Source organism: Spirosoma sp. 209 (assembly GCF_002006735.1).
Taxonomy (GTDB): Bacteria; Bacteroidota; Bacteroidia; order Cytophagales; family Spirosomataceae; genus Spirosoma; species Spirosoma sordidisoli.
In genome coordinates, this window is sequence record NZ_MVEC01000001.1 from 334,229 (window position 1) to 350,008 (window position 15,780).

Annotated in this window: 11 protein-coding genes; 5 read left to right on the top strand and 6 right to left on the bottom strand. The window is 55.2% G+C overall.

What is annotated here, in order from left to right:
• Positions 1 to 69: 69 nt before the first annotated feature.
• From B1C80_RS01475 to B1C80_RS01495, 5 genes are all read left to right on the top strand, one after another.
• Positions 70 to 4,008, top strand: coding sequence for an AAA domain-containing protein (locus B1C80_RS01475; protein WP_077919268.1), 3,939 nt, complete (start codon positions 70 to 72; stop codon positions 4,006 to 4,008).
• Between the two features lie 142 nt (positions 4,009 to 4,150).
• The gene (locus tag B1C80_RS01480) at positions 4,151 to 4,804 is read left to right on the top strand and encodes an RNA polymerase sigma factor (RefSeq protein ID WP_077919269.1); all 654 of its coding nucleotides are present in this window, start codon (positions 4,151 to 4,153) and stop codon (positions 4,802 to 4,804) included.
• Positions 4,805 to 4,908: 104 nt separating this feature from the next.
• On the top strand, positions 4,909 to 5,922 hold the full coding sequence (locus B1C80_RS01485) for a FecR family protein (RefSeq protein WP_077919270.1): 1,014 nt from the start codon (positions 4,909 to 4,911) through the stop codon (positions 5,920 to 5,922).
• Positions 5,923 to 5,936: 14 nt separating this feature from the next.
• Positions 5,937 to 8,612 carry a TonB-dependent receptor gene (locus B1C80_RS01490; RefSeq protein ID WP_077919271.1) on the top strand — a complete coding sequence of 892 codons (2,676 nt, stop codon included), beginning with the start codon at positions 5,937 to 5,939 and terminating at the stop codon, positions 8,610 to 8,612.
• Positions 8,613 to 9,482 carry a DUF4249 domain-containing protein gene (locus B1C80_RS01495; RefSeq protein WP_077919272.1) on the top strand — a complete coding sequence of 290 codons (870 nt, stop codon included), beginning with the start codon at positions 8,613 to 8,615 and terminating at the stop codon, positions 9,480 to 9,482.
• A gap of 59 nt (positions 9,483 to 9,541) precedes the next feature.
• On the opposite strand, the gene B1C80_RS28625 is transcribed toward B1C80_RS01495, so the two are convergent.
• The 6 genes from B1C80_RS28625 to rpsK all read right to left on the bottom strand — a co-directional run bounded on the left by B1C80_RS28625 (position 9,542) and on the right by rpsK (position 15,728).
• Positions 9,542 to 11,359 (bottom strand): fasciclin domain-containing protein, encoded by a 1,818-nt coding sequence (locus tag B1C80_RS28625; RefSeq protein ID WP_236648557.1) that lies wholly within the window; start codon positions 11,357 to 11,359, stop codon positions 9,542 to 9,544.
• A gap of 215 nt (positions 11,360 to 11,574) precedes the next feature.
• Complete coding sequence (carA, locus tag B1C80_RS01505) at positions 11,575 to 12,678, bottom strand: glutamine-hydrolyzing carbamoyl-phosphate synthase small subunit (RefSeq protein WP_077919274.1); 1,104 nt, start codon at positions 12,676 to 12,678, stop codon at positions 11,575 to 11,577.
• 90 nt (positions 12,679 to 12,768) lie between these two features.
• Complete coding sequence (gene rplQ, locus B1C80_RS01510) at positions 12,769 to 13,401, bottom strand: 50S ribosomal protein L17 (protein WP_077919275.1); 633 nt, start codon at positions 13,399 to 13,401, stop codon at positions 12,769 to 12,771.
• Between the two features lie 77 nt (positions 13,402 to 13,478).
• Positions 13,479 to 14,468, bottom strand: coding sequence for a DNA-directed RNA polymerase subunit alpha (locus tag B1C80_RS01515; protein WP_077919276.1), 990 nt, complete (start codon positions 14,466 to 14,468; stop codon positions 13,479 to 13,481).
• Between the two features lie 180 nt (positions 14,469 to 14,648).
• Entirely contained in the window at positions 14,649 to 15,254 is a 606-nt protein-coding gene (gene rpsD, locus B1C80_RS01520; protein ID WP_077919277.1) for a 30S ribosomal protein S4, read from the bottom strand.
• A 78-nt stretch (positions 15,255 to 15,332) separates the two neighbouring features.
• Positions 15,333 to 15,728: a 30S ribosomal protein S11 gene (gene rpsK / locus B1C80_RS01525; protein WP_077919278.1), complete on the bottom strand. Its 396-nt coding sequence runs from the start codon at positions 15,726 to 15,728 to the stop codon at positions 15,333 to 15,335.
• Positions 15,729 to 15,780 lie beyond the last annotated feature (52 nt).

Below are 15,780 nucleotides of genomic sequence, written 5' to 3' on the forward strand. Positions count from 1 at the left end.
TATACATCGCAGGACTTATCATAGCGCGCTATGGCAAGTCCTGCGATTGTGTTTAATCTTGTAAGGAATATGGGGCCAACCTTTCGTTCCGACATCCTGCGCGCCTACCGCCGACGCCTGACCAACCTCAGCAGCCGTAACCGATCGCTGCTGCTGACCAGTTTGCCAGCCGGTCAGTTCCTGGACCTGCACGAAGCTGACTTTGTGCTCAACAGACCTTCGTTCACGATCGTGGCTGAGCTGATGGCCCGAAAAGCTGCGGTGCCGGTCTGCGACGTACTCGATGCCCGGCAGGAACGGAGCAACCAAGTAAGCCGGAAACTTCGGCGTATAGATCGTACTGCCCGGTTTATCGAAGAAGAGCGCGGCACCGAAGACCTGTATGTAGGCTGGCCATTTGTACAGGGTAAGTTTGGCGATGGCACGGTTGTTCATGGCCCGCTCCTCTTCTTTCCGGTACGGATCGAACAGCGGGGTAAAGTCTGGATGCTCATTCGCCGGGGCGATGAAGTGGCGTTTCTGAATCCGACTTTCGCTCTGGCGTATGGTCAGTTTAACCAGATCCGGCTACCCGACGAGGTCATCGAGAAAACGGCCGACGATTTCGACCGCGACCCGCTTGTGTTTCGTACGCAGTTGTACGAATGGCTTAAAGACAGCCCGTTCGACATCCATTTTAACCAGGACTTATTCACCGATCAGCTCCGGTTTTTCAACAAACAAACCGCCAAAACACTCGACCAGCTCGAACGCACCGGCGAGCTAAAGCTATACCCCGAAGCCGTACTGGGCATTTTTCCGCAGGCCGGTTCGTATCTAGTTCCCGATTATGATCAGCTGATTCTGGAACAGGAGAACGGGCCACAGGATGCGGACATACCCTCGCCGTCGGCCTCTTCGCTGCTTTCCGAAAAACAGATCCATACGCCACTACCGCTCGACGCATCGCAGGAAGCGGCCCTGCGGGCCGTGAAAGCCGGGCAATCGCTGGTAGTGCAGGGGCCGCCAGGTACGGGAAAGTCGCAGCTGATTGCGAATCTGATGGCCGATGCGGCCGCGGGTGGCAAACGCGTACTGCTGGTTTGTCAGAAACGGGCCGCGCTCGATGTGGTTCAGGCGCGGTTGCAGGACGTCGGTATTGGTGCCTTCCTGGCCCTGATCCATGATTTCCAGGACGACCGACGAGCTCTGTACGCTCAGATAGCCGGGCAGATCGAGCAGCTGGATACCTATCGGCAGCAGAACAACAGCCTGAACGCCGTGCTGCTGGAACGCGATTTTGAGGTAGAGAGCCGCCGAATCGACGAAGCAGTTGCGGAACTTGGCGCGTTTAAAGAAGCCTTGTTCGACACGAGCCTGTTCGGACTATCGGCCAAAGAATTATACCTGATCAGCGACACATCCGGCCCAACCATTCAGGTCGACGATGTTTATCAACAATTCCACAAAGCCAATGTGGATAACTTTATCGAGCGACTACGTGACTTTTCAGCCTATCAGCAACGGCTGGGCACTGATCACCCCTGGGCCGATCGCCGGTCAATGGCAGACTATACCACCGCCGACCAGCCCCGAATCGATCAGACCATCAGTCGTTGGGTACAAACCCGGACTGACGCCCACAAACTGACTACCGCCCAGCTGGGCAAACCACTAACGCTGGCCGAACTCGCCGACTGGCACGCGCACGACTGGTCACTTACGGCGCTGCTGGCACTACTCGATACGCCCGACGCTGACAGCCAGTGGCGCCTGCTGCAGGCCCTGCGGGCAAACCCAGCCCATCCGGCCCTGGCGGTACCCGAAGCGCGACTGACCGAACTCGCCGACACCTGGGCCGACGCCGACAATCCTGAAACCTCGCTGCCCGTCGCCGAACTGCGGTCCTTTCGTACTCTCCTTACTGATGCGCTGGCCGCCCGCCCCTCCTGGATTCGATGGAACTGGTGGCAGCTAACCCATCCCGGCAATCGCCAGCTTGTGGCCGTAGCTGCTGCCAACCGGCTGACCCTAAGCGAAGCCGATCTGATGAAGCTGGCCACCCAGGTCGATACCCGCATCAGACTCGAAGCCGTTCGATACGAAGCCGGACCTCTATTGGCGGGTCTGCCGCTGTCTGACGGGCTCGATAGTCTGCGGCTCCTGCGCCGGGTTCGGTCTATACTCGACCGGCTGGTCGACTTGCCGGTTCTGCGTTCGCTCCCCGAAGTCCATTGGCAAACGCATACGCAGTTCATCAACAGCGTTACCCGTTTGCTGGCCCTGGCCCGGCAGGTCGACGCCGAGCAGATCGGCAGCCAGTCGTACCTGACCAGCACCCAGCTCGACCGCATCTGGTCCGATCCGGCTCAGGCTGACAGGCTGCGTCAGTCGCTCCGGCGCGACTTCGACTACCTGCTGGAGGCCGACCGGCTACAGGCCGGTTTTTCAGAAGCCGAGCGAATCTTAGTCGCTCGCCTGGCGCATACCGAACCAACAGCCTGGGTCGCTACCGTTCAGAACGCGCTTTACCTGGCCTGGATCGATGACCTCGAGCAGCAGTATCCCGTGTTACGCATGGTTTCTTCGCTGCGGATGACCCAGCTGGAGCAAGCCCTGCAGACGAGCCTTCATCGCAAACAGGTACTCAGCCAGGACAATCTGCTGGTCAAGCTTCGCGAACAGACGTATAGAAACCTGACCTTCAACCGGCTCAACAACGTAGTTACCTACCGCGACCTGCTGCATCAGACCACCAAGAAACGGAACATATGGCCCGTCCGTAAACTAATGGAACGCTTTGCCGACGAGGTATTCAGGCTCGTTCCGTGCTGGCTGGCCTCCCCCGAAACGGTATCGGCCGTGTTTCCGCTGAGGGCAGACCTGTTCGATCTGGTGATCTTCGACGAAGCCTCGCAGTGCTTTGCCGAACAGGGCATTCCTGCCATGGCCCGGGGCAAACAGATCGTCGTAACCGGCGACAACCAGCAGCTACGCCCCAGCGATCTCTATAGGACTCGCCTGACCGACGAAGTCGACGAAGAAACCCCGGCCGAACTGGAGGTTGAATCCCTGCTCGAGCTGGCCTCTCAACAGTTGCCGCAGCTATCGCTGACTGAACACTACCGGAGTCGTTCGCTCGATCTGATCACGTTCTCGAACACGCATTTCTACCAGGACAAACTTCAGCTTTTGCCCCATTTCGCCGACGTTAACCGCCATTCGCCCGCCATACAGTATCGGAACGTAGCGGGACTATGGCAGCAAAATACCAACCTGGCCGAAGCTGAAGCGGTGCTGTCCCTTCTCGATCAGATTGCGGTTGAGCTACCTGGCCGATCGGTCGGTATCGTGACGTTTAACTACCAGCAACAGCAGTTGATCCAGGATCGGCTCGACGAACGCACGACGGGGCTTCCGCTTGCCCCGCGCCCTCCCGGTTTGTTCGTCAAGAATATCGAGAACGTTCAGGGCGATGAGCGTGATGTCATCGTTTTTTCGGTGGGATACGCGCCTGACGAACGCGGTCGTCTGACCATGCAGTTCGGAAGCCTCAACGCGCGCGGGGGCGAAAACCGGCTCAACGTGGCCGTAACGCGGGCGCGGGAACGGGTCTACGTGGTAACGAGTCTATGGCCGGATCAGCTCGCGGTCGAAAACGTCGCCAACGAAGGCCCCCGGCTGCTGAAAGCGTACCTACATTATGCGCTTAGCGTATCGGAGGGTCGCTTCAAACCAAAGCCGCAACCTGTAACGCCAGTACCGACCAGTTTTTTACTGAAAGATAAACTGGCCGCCCAACGACCCAATTGGCAACCCGAACTGCCCTTTGCCGATCTGACAGTTAAAGTAGATCAGATCTATCGATCGCTTATATTGACTGACGATGATACGTATTACCAGCAATCGCCCAAGCAAGCGCACGCCTATTTGCCGGTTGCTTTACAAAGCCGACACTGGCCGTTCCAACGAATCTGGAGTCGCGAGTTCTGGCGGCAGTCAATTGACGGCAATACCCAGATCCGCTAACGGCAGACCGTCTTTTTTGTCGTATAGCACTGGCCGTCAGCCGTATTAATTATACTGATGCCGGCTAACTATTTGGTGGGTTTCGCGTTACATAGTACTGAGTATTCCCCTGATTCGTGTTTGTTCTGTCAATACGACCTCGATGCTATCAATCGAAACTCCTTCTGCCGACTCGTCTGGAACCCTCCATGCCCTATGGGAAGGGGTTCGCCGTCGCGATTACCAGAGCCTGACCAATCTATACCGGCACCTGTATTCAGATCTGCTTCGCTTCGGTCAGCGGTTTGGTCACGACGCCGACACGACTAAAGACGCGATCAACCAGATTTTTCTGGAAATATGGGAGCGCGCTGATACCCTGATGCCAGTCGACAACGTTCGCTCGTATCTGATTACTTATCTGCGTCGCAAACTGCTGCGTGTGTTTGAACAAACGAGCCGGTTTACACCCATCGACAATCAGGAAGAGTCTTCTGAACAGTCGTATGAAGACATTCTTATTCATGCCCAGCAGGAAGAGCAGATCCGCAGCCGACTCCGGACCGCCCTGGCTCAGCTTACGCCCCGCCAGAAAGAGCTGATCGAGATGCGCTTTTTCAGGGGAATGTCAAACGAGCAGATTTGTCAGGAAACCGGTATGCACATCAATACGGTTTATAACACCCTCTCATCGGCCCTGAAAACACTTCGGCAAACGCTGAGTCAGGCCGAGTATCATAACCTTCTGAGCGCCTGGCCACTTTGGTTACCGGTCTTGCTACAGGCCTCGGATAGCCTGGCTGTACAAATAAATTAGCAATCGTCTGTGAGATTGGCCGACCAGGCTGCACTATACAAAAACACGTCATCAACAAACCAGCAATCAGATAGCACCACCTATACGTGCTGTACCAATACCCCATGAAGTATGATACCTACACCGCCGACGACTTCCTGCTCGATGATCAGTTTCTGGCCTACTGTCGCGGAAACGATCAGGAAGCGGTCTTGTTCTGGGAGCAATGGCAACAGGCCAACCCGCCGAACCTGGCTGCTTTCCGGGAAGCCGAGCGGATGTATGGTATCCTGAGTGGCCAACAACCCCGACTGGACAACTCATTACAGGAACTGGAAGCACTGATCCAGCAACAACCGACGCCAACCGCAGCGCCAGCGCCGGTTCTGCCAATGCACAAACCGGCGGTATTGAAGCCGGGGTGGTGGACGGTAGCGGCATCGGTAGCCGCCCTGGTGCTGGCCGGCTGGGCGGGGTACTGGTTCTGGCAGCAACAGTACGTAACGGAAGTGACCGCTTATAACGAACGCCGGACCATAACCCTGCCCGACGGTTCAACCGTAGCGCTCAACAGCCACTCAAGCGTTCGTTACCAGCGCAGCAGCTTCACCGAATCGGCTCGAACCATTGAACTGACGGGAGAAGGCTTTTTCGACGTTACCCATACCGCCACGCATACACCGTTTACCGTTCGCACCAATGGGCCTTTTGATGTGCAGGTGCTGGGTACAACCTTTTCTGTACAGAATCGTCCCCATCAGCAACGGGTTGTGCTGAATACGGGGCAGGTGCGGGTCAGTTTTCACGATGCGCAGCCAGCCGTAACGCTCCAGCCGGGCCAACTGGTAGAAACCAGCGCATCTGACCCCCAACCGCGCCAGCGAACCGTGCGGCCTACCCTTTACAACGCCTGGATTCGCAACCAACTGGTATTTGAAAATGCCAGCCTGATTGAGGTGGTATGGACACTTAAGGAGCAGTTTGGGATTCCGGTCAGGCTGGCGAATACGGTATCGGGCAATCAGACCGTAACCGGTGTCTTACCCATCAGCGACCCGGAAACGGTTCTGCGGGCCATAGCGGAACTGAGTCAATTAAGCCTTACAAAAACAGACCATGGTTTCGTTCTGAGTCCTTAACCCACCAGAGGCTTATGCGGTACAGACCATTACATGCCGGTAGTTGTCTCATCTATACCCATCGTTTGTTGGCCGGTCTGCTTTTTATGGTCAGCACGGCGCTGGGGCAATCTCGCCTGTCGCTCCAGGAAGGTTTGCAGAAGCTTAACCAGAAGCGAGGGCTTTATTTCCTGTACGATCCGGCGGTTATCAACGGCCGCTCAGCTAGCGTACCCACCGATTGGTCGTTGCCCACCGAGCCGTTACTTACCCAACTGCTACGCGGCACTCAGCTGTCGTTTCGTAAGGTCGGCGATTGCTACCTGATCGAAGCTGCAACGGCACCAGCCCCCCCTCCTCCTCCCGTCAGTCGGGCCAGTCAACCAACCCGGCGGTATACCATCAGTGGCTACGTAAAAGAGCAGAACAGCGGTGAACAGCTGGCTGGGGCCATGGTTTATGTAGTCGGTAAAGTGGCTACCACGACCAATGCCTACGGGTATTTTGCGCTGTCGCTTCCAGCGAGCGACGATGTGGAGCTGCTTGTTTCCCTGGTTGGGTACCAGCGGGTCTATGAGCGTATTCGGCTCGACCGCAACCAGTCAATCAACATATTACTGCCTAATAACGATCAGCTCGACGAGGTAGTGCTGGTGGCCGATGCGTCTGAACGGGCCGGAGCCAGTCCACAAACCAGCCAGCATAGCATGCCCGTAGCTACGCTGAACGAGTTGCCGGCCGTGCTCGGCGAAAAGGATGTACTCAAAACGCTGCAACTACTACCGGGCGTACAGAAAGGTCTCGACGGGCAGGCAGGCTTGCACGTGCGCGGGGGCGGGGCCGACCAGAACCTGCTGATTCTGGACGATGCTCCGGTGTATAATGCCAATCATCTGTTCGGCTTTTTCTCGGTCTTTAACGTCGATGCCCTGAAGAACACCACCATGCAGAAAGGAGGCTTTTCGGCCCGCTACGGCGGCCGACTATCCTCTGTTGTGGATATGACCATGCGCGATGGTAATCGACAAACCCACCACGGCGAAATAGGTACGGGGCTGGTAACCTCCCGGCTGCTGCTCGAAGGGCCGCTGATCAAAAACAAAGCGTCTTTTTTGCTGACCGCGCGCCGAACTAACTTCCCCTCCGCCCTGGGCAACTTTGTAGTCGGTCTGCTCGATAACTTCACCGGAACCGACTGGAAAGCCAACTTTTACGACCTCAACATGAAAGTCAACGCCGATCTGGATCGCCGGAATCAACTGTACCTGAGCAGCTATTTCGGTCGCGACTTCTTCGGCGGGGGAGACAGCCTCGATCAGAACCGGCGTTGGGAAAATGGTATTCGCTGGGGAAACGCCACGGGTACCCTCCGCTGGAACCACCTGTTCAGCGAGCGTTTGTTCTCGAACCTATCGCTCATCTATAGCAACTACTATTTTTCGAGCCATACCCGGTTCATACCGACCAGCCCCGATGGCGTAGCTCAAACCTGGCGCTCGTTCGATGGGCTAACCGACTACTCGGCTAAATATGACCTGGATTATTTTCCCCGGCTACATCATCAGATTCGGGCAGGAGTAATACTGACCAGGCGCACCTTCCGGCTCAATGGATACGAATTGCTTAACGCCATTACCCCTGGCCAACAGACATCGGTAGAACATAACCAATCCCAGGAAACCTCTGTTTATGCCGAAGACGAATGGACCACAAACAACAGGCTCACCTTAAAAGCGGGCGGGCGGGTTACGCGTTACCGCGTACAGGGTCAGTCGTTTTTCCGGGCAGAACCCCGCCTGTCAATCACAGTCCGGCTGACCGATAAGACCGCTCTGCGGAGTTCATACGCGGAGATGAATCAGTTTGTTCATCAGCTAACCAACACCGGGCAGGGCCTGCCTACCGATTTGTGGGTTCCTGCCACGGATCGGGTTCGTCCGCAACAGGCTCGGCAGTTTGTTCTGGCAGCGGTACACGATCTGACCCCGAAATGGCAGCTCAGCCTGGAGGTATATCAGAAGCAGATGCAGCACATCATTGGCTACCACCCGAATGCCGACTTTATTGGCATCACCAACACCCAGGATGCAGCCAATATACAGTGGGAGCGCAACGTAACTACAGGCAATGGGAGTGCATCGGGCGTGGAGCTGATGCTCCAGCGCAAAGTAGGCCGCCTGTCGGGCTGGCTGGCCTATACCTGGGCTATAACCCGCTGGCGGTTCGACGAGTTGAATAACGGACAGCCGTTTTATCCGAATCATGACCGGCGACACACCCTTTCCTGGGTAGGCACGTATGCCATCAGATCAACGCTGAAACTGTCGGCCAACTGGATGTTCAGCTCGGGTAATCCGCAATCACTTCCGGTTTCGGGCATTCCGAGTTTCGGGCATCTGGGGCTGGGTAAACCCAACGACCTGAATACACCTTCGGAGCAGCTATTCGGTACCGAAGGGCCGCTGGTACAGGTTCGCCGATCGTTCAATACCTTCAGGGCAGAACCGTTTCATCGGCTCGATCTTACGCTGCAAAAATCATACGTAGCCCGGCGGCTCACCCATCAGGTCGAACTTGGTATCGTCAATGCGTACGGACGCAGAAACCCCCTCTACTATGACCTGCATCTGGAAGAGAACAACCAGCTGACGCTGAAGCGCATATCTTTGTTTACCTTTATTCCATCGGTAAACTATACACTGCGTTTCTGAATGGTACGCGCTGGTCTGGTATTTTTTTTCTCATGGCTGCTGGTCGGCTGCCTGAAAACAACCGACTCCATCGACCCGAATCGATTAGCCGCCGATCGGCAGTCGAAGCTATACGTCCTGTGCTTTATTTCACCCCAGGACACATTACTGACGGCTAAAGTGGCCATGTCTGAGCCACAGATTATTGCCACACTTGAGCCTACTTTACTGGTAAAAACCGCTACGGTTACCCTCAGCGATGGTCAGGCATCTATCCCCCTGCTGTACAGCGATAGCCTGGGCTATTACGTGGCTCGGCCATTGGGGCGTTTTCGGATACGGGCGGGGCAAACGTATCAGTTAACCGTATCGATGGGCGACGACCGACGTGTGCAGGCTACGGCAACGGTTCCGCCCGCTATTCCGATTGGGCAGGTTCGGATTGACTCCAGTATACTGGCTCAGACCGGCAACCGTACCAGTATTCGCTACACAACAACCATAGACTGGGCTTCGCCCGGTGGCCTCAACTATTATCGGGGCTGGGGTGAGCTGACTCAGACTATACAAACCCAGCAGGGTCGATTACCCGAGACACGCATCAGCCGCCCCGACTTCTTTGTTCTCCGTGAGAATAATACCGGTCCAGGGCCTTATTCGACTACCGGTTCATTTACGCTGACTGTAGCACCAGGAAGCCTCGTGCGCACGGCTCGAACGCGCTTTGGTCTGTTCAATACCGATCAGAATTACTACCAGTACCACGCCACACTCCGTGAGCAGCTCAATACGCCTAACAGCCTCTTTGCGGGCACACCCGTTTTGTTCTCCAACATGGAAGGCGGCTATGGAGTCTTTGCGGCCTATAATGCAACCTACATTAGCCGATAAATACGCAGGCACCACCGTTGGCAGTGCCTGCGATATACCATGTAGCCGGTCAGAGTGGCTTATGGCAGTAGTACCTGATCGATGACGTGTACAATACCATTGAGCCCCAGCACATCGGCAGTAACTACAGTAGACGGACTCGCGTTAGCGTTTCCTTTCACCGACACCCCTGCCGACGAGGCCGTAATAAAGACCTGACCGCCCTGAATGGTTGTAACGGCATTGGTACGCAGCCCAGCCGCAAACGCCCGCTCGTTCAGCACATGGTACGTCAGGATGCGTGTCAACACGGCCGGATCAGCCGACTGTATGGACGCTATCGTAGGAAAGCCGGCTGCCTGGAAAGCCGCGTTGGTAGGCGCGAAGACTGTGAATGGACCACCCGTTGCAATAGTCTGTACCAGCCCGGCCCGTTGCAGAGCGGCCACCAGATACGTCAGATTCGGATTAGCAACGGCTATCTCGGCCAGATTACCGGCCGGTGGCAATAGCACACGATCAATAACGTGGACGACACCGTTTGTGGCCCGCACGTTAGCCTGCGTTACCGGAATCCCGTTAACCAGAATACCCCGCTGCTCCCGAACGGCGTACACCTGCTCGCCCTGTAATGTGCGAAACCCGGTCAGACGCGCGGGTAAGCGGTCGGCAAAGTAACGCTCGGTTCCGATCACGTGGTAGAGCAGGATCTGCCGCAGTGTGTTCAGATCTGCATTGTTGATAGCGGTCTCATCGGCAAAGCCGGCGGCCTGGAAGGCGGCATTGGTCGGCGCAAAAACAGTTAGGTTACCCGAGGCCAGGGCCGAGGCCAGCCCCGCCCGAACAACGGCCATCCGCAGCAATGAGAAATTAGGGTTGGCAACGACCAGATCGGTAACGGTACGGGCCTGAGCCCCGCCATCTGGCAACAGCACCTGATCAATAACATGCACCACCCCGCGTAATGTAATCAGATTTTGCAGCTGAATCCGAATAGGAGCGGCATTGCCAACACCCTGCACGGTTGCTCCGGTGACCGTTTGGGTCGTTGTCAGCCGTTCACCATTAATCGTTTCCAGATCACCAACCGAAAACTGGGGCGTAAAGAACCGCTGCCGAACCAGATGATAGGTCAGAATACGCCGTAAGACAACCGGATCAGCCGACTGGATGGACGCAATCGTAGGGAAGCCAGCTGCCTGAAAAGCCGCGTTGGTCGGCGCAAAAACCGTGACCGTTTCCTGCACCAGTAGCTGGAACAGATCCGAACCGGCTTGTGAAGCCCGCTGTAATGCCGCTACCAGATACGTTAAATTAGGGTTACCAGCTGCTACCTCAACCGTATTGCCGGCCGGCGGCAAAAGAACCTGACCAATGACATGAATAACGCCGTTGTTGGTTTCCAGATCCGGCTGCGAGACCAGAACCCCGTTCACGGCAACGGCCCCTTGCTGATCACGAATCACCTGCACATCTTCGCCCTGCAAGGTTTTAATAGAGGACAATGCATCAGGTATTCGGTCTGAGAAATAACGCTCGGTTCCGATCACGTGGTAGAGCAGGATCTGCCGCAGTGTGTTCAGATCCGCATTGTTGATAGCGGTCTCATCGGCAAAGCCGGCGGCCTGGAAGGCGGCATTGGTCGGCGCAAAAACAGTCAGGTTACCCGAGGCCAGGGCCGAGGCCAGACCGGCCCGAACAACGGCTGCCCGCAGCAACGAGAAATTATCATTGCCGACAACGACCTCTGTAATGGTCTGATTGACACGAACGCGCGCCCCATTGGCGGGAGACGTGGACCGGGGTTCTATTCCCCGCTCACAGCTGGCTAAACAGGTTACGAACAGAACTGTCAGCAACAGTAGCCACTGTTGCGATAAGGCGGCTAATCGTTTCATGAATTGATTTGCGTTAAACATGTTGAAGAAGTTTTGATTCATCGACTCGCTGACAGAGCAGACTTAAAGACTGACCTGGTGCGTTTCGATTAGTAGTGCAACCGACAAGGCTGTTCTCACAAAACTTTTCAACTTTTTTCGCAAACCGACAAACGGGGACTAGCGCTCATTCGGCATAAACTAAAAAGTCCGGAGCGTTAACTCCGGACTTTCGTTTATTCATTCATCATTTGCACGAACTGATCGAACAGGTAGCGCGAGTCGTGCGGCCCCGGCGACGATTCGGGGTGGTACTGCACCGAGAAGGCGGGCTTATCCTTGCGCCGGATTCCTTCAATGGTGTTGTCGTTCAGGTTGACGTGCGTCAGTTCAACGTTACTATGATCCAGCACCTCTTCGGCCCGAACCGCAAAACCGTGGTTCTGCGACGTTACTTCGCAGCGGCCCGTGATCAGGTTCTTGACCGGGTGGTTGAGGCCCCGGTGGCCGTTGTGCATTTTATAGGTCGAGATACCGCTGGCCAGCGACAGGATCTGGTGCCCCAGGCAGATGCCGAACACGGGTTTCTCTTCGTCCAGCACCTGCTTCACCGTTTCAACGGCATATGGCATAGCTGCGGGATCGCCCGGACCGTTTGCGATGAAGTAGCCATTGGGTTTCCAGGCCGCCAGTTCAGCGTATGGCGTCCGGGCAGGGAATACCTTCGTGAATACGCCCCGCTCGTTGAAGTTGCTCAGGATGCTCCGTTTTACGCCCAGGTCGAGCACGGCCACCCGCAGGCGGGATTCCGGATCACCCTGCTCGTACGATTCTCGTGTACTGACTTCCGACGATAATTCAAGTCCCTCCATGTCGGGTACTTTATGCAGTTCAGCCAGCAGGGCTGCCGGATCCAGGATCTCCGACGAAATAATGCAGTTCATTACCCCTTTGGAGCGGATGTAGCGTACCAGCTGCCTCGTATCGACACCGTGAATACCTACGATATTGGCCCGCTCGAAATAATCCTGCAACGATCCATCGGCGGTGTAGCGCGAGTGAATGTTCGAGAAGAAGTTGCAGACCATACCCCGTATCTTCACGCTACCCGACTCCTGTTCGGCATCGTGTAACACGCCATAGTTACCAATGTGCGACGTGGTATTGATAATAACCTGCCCATAATAGGAGGGGTCGGTATAGATTTCCTGATAACCGGTCATGCCGGTGTTGAAGCAAATCTCGCCCCCGGCGGTTCCTTTCTTACCGAGTGCCAGGCCTCGATATACCGTGCCGTCCTGTAAAACCAGCAGGGCTTCGGGTTGCTGCGTATGTTTCATGAATGCGTTTTGGAATACAAAGGACTAAAAAAAAGGGTTAACCGATACCGGCTAACCCAATCTTATATTTCAGGCAGTGCGCCATCGGCTTTATTTTTTCTCGTCGTCGGTTGAAGCTTCAGGAGCAGCAGCATCCGTTGCAGGCGTCTCATCAGCAGGTGCTTCTGTCGACGTTTCAGCTACGGGCGCGGTCTCAACCTCGGCAGCCGGAGCCGCTTCAGCTGTAGGTGTTTCCGCAACTACCTCGGCAGCAACGGGTGCGGCTTCGGCAGCGCCAGCAGCCTGGCGAGCTCCACTACCCCGACGGCTCCGACGCGTTTTGGTCGTAGCAGCTGCTTTCTCGGCAGCAGCAGCCAGCAGCGTTTCGTTGAAGTCGACGAGTTCAATCAGGCAGGTTTCGGCATTGTCACCAGCCCGGTTGCCCAGCTTGATGATCCGCGTGTAACCACCCGGACGGTCAGCGATCTTATCGGCTACCGTACCGAACAGTTCTTTAACCGTTTCTTTGTTCGTCAACGACTGAAACACCACCCGGCGGTTCTGGTTGTTGTCTTCTTTAGCCCGCGTCAGGATGGGCTCCACGAATTTGCGGAGTTCTTTTGCCTTGGCAAGCGTCGTTTCGATCCGCTTGTGCAGGATCAGCGACGAAGCCATGTTCTGCAACATCGCTTCGCGGTGCGAGTGCGTCCGGCTGAGGTGATTATCTTTCTTACCGTGTCTCATTGTTATCTTGGCTTAGGGCTTGGGGCAAAGAGCATGGGGCAATTTCTCCCGATGTCCAAAGCCCTAGGCCCGAAATCTTAATCTTCGTCTAGTCTGTACTTAGCGACGTCCATACCGAACGTCAGGTTTTTCTCAGCAACCAGTTGCTCAAGCTCCGTCAATGATTTCTTACCGAAGTTGCGGAATTTCATCATGTCTGAAATCTCAAGCCGAACCAGGTCACCCAACGTCCGAACGTCAGCTGACTTAAGGCAGTTGTAAGCCCGCACCGACAGGTCAAGATCAGCCAGCGAGGTTTTCAACAGCTTGCGCATGTGCAGTACTTCTTCGTCAACGACGTTTTCTTCTTCCGGCTTAGCCGTTTCAAAAGTCATCGTCTGATCCGAGAACAGCATGAAGTGCTGAATCAGGATGTAAGCAGCTCCTTTGAGCGCTTCTTCGGGGTGAATGGATCCATCGGTTTCGATGTCCAGCAGCAGCCGTTCATAGTCGGTCTTCTGCTCAACCCGCGTGTTCTCAACGCTGTACTTTACATTCTTGATCGGCGTGTAGATGGCATCGATCGGGATGTGACCAAACGGCAGCTCATTGGCGCGTGGCTCATCGGCAGGAACGTAGCCCCGGCCTTTCTCAACGAAGATTTCCATCTCCAGATCCCGGGTATCATCGATATGGCAAATCTCCAGTTCGGGACTCAGCACTTCGAACGACGGCGAGAACTTCGATATATCACCAGCCTTCAGAACAGACTGCTTTTTGATATTAACCGTAATTTTGTTGTCGACCATGTCGTTGATCTTCTTGAAACGAACCATTTTCAGGTTCAGAATGATCTCCGTCACATCTTCAACGACGCCCTCAATGGACGAGAATTCGTGCAGCACACCGGGGAATTTTACGCTCGTAATAGCATACCCTTCCAGCGACGACAGCAGAATCCGCCGAAGCGCGTTACCGATTGTTACACCGTATCCTTTCTCAAGGGGTTTAAATTCAAATACCCCGTGAAAGTCGTCGGCTTTCTCCACGACGACTTTGTCGGGCATTTGGAACGCTAAAATGGACATACGTTTCGTATTGTTTACAGCAGTTCTCTGCCTTGGCGTGAAGACTCAAAAAGAGTTTTCAGTTTTTCGGTTGGATGGTTCCGGTCAAACGACCGCCTTTACGAGGTTCACAACCGAAAACTGCAAAACCGTAAACTATATATGAAGGCAGCAGAACCCCTTGGAGTTCTGCCAGCCCGATTACTTCGAATACAATTCGACGATGGCCTGCTCGTTGAAGTTCTCCGGAATCTGGTCGCGCTCAGGGTAGCTGATGAACTTACCCGTCATTTGCGTACCGTCCCACTCTACCCAGTTGTACCGCTTGGTGTTGCGGGCCGACAGGCTCGAGGTAACGGCTTCCAGCGACTTCGACTTTTCCCGAACGCCGATCAGCTGACCTGGCTTGAGGGAATACGATGGGATGTTGACTACTTCACCATCAACAATGATGTGCTTGTGCGACACCAGCTGACGAGCCGCCCGGCGTGACGAAGCGATACCCATGCGGTAAACGGTGTTGTCGAGACGAGCTTCGCACAGTTTGAGCAGGTTTTCACCCGTAATGCCCTCCCGAACCTGAGCCCGGTGGAACAAGGCACGGAACTGGCGTTCCAGAATGCCATAGGTGTATTTCACTTTTTGCTTTTCCAGCAATTGGAGTGCGTATTCAGACTGCTTCCGCTTACGACCCCGACCGTGCATACCCGGTCCGTAATTCTTTTTCTGAAGCGCTTTGCTCGGTCCGAGAATCGGCTCACCGAACTTGCGCGAAATTTTGGCTTTTGGCCCTGTGTAACGTGCCATTCTTTAATGAATGAATAATTGTGAAACATTGGACAGACACAACCAAATGTCGCCTGCCCCTATTCATGTCATCCGTTATTATACGCGACGACGTTTTGGCGGCCGGCATCCATTGTGCGGCAGCGGGGTAATATCACGGATCGTAGTTACTTCGATACCCGAGTTCTGAATGGTACGGATAGCCGACTCACGGCCTGATCCCGGACCTTTCACGAATACTTCGGCTTTCCGCATACCCAGGTCGTGGGCAACGGCAGCACAGTTCTGAGCGGCCGTCTGGGCGGCATAGGGCGTGTTCTTCTTCGAACCACGGAATCCCATTTTACCAGCCGACGCCCAGGAGATAACCTGGCCGTTCATGTTGGTGATCGAAATAATAATGTTGTTGAACGTAGCCCGGATGTGTACCTGACCAACGGGTTCAACAATTACTACCCGCTTTTTCGCTTTGTCTTTGCGTTTTGCTTGAGCCATTGTTTTGAGGTAATCGTCAGTGTGTCACGGGATGTCATTACTTACCACCGGC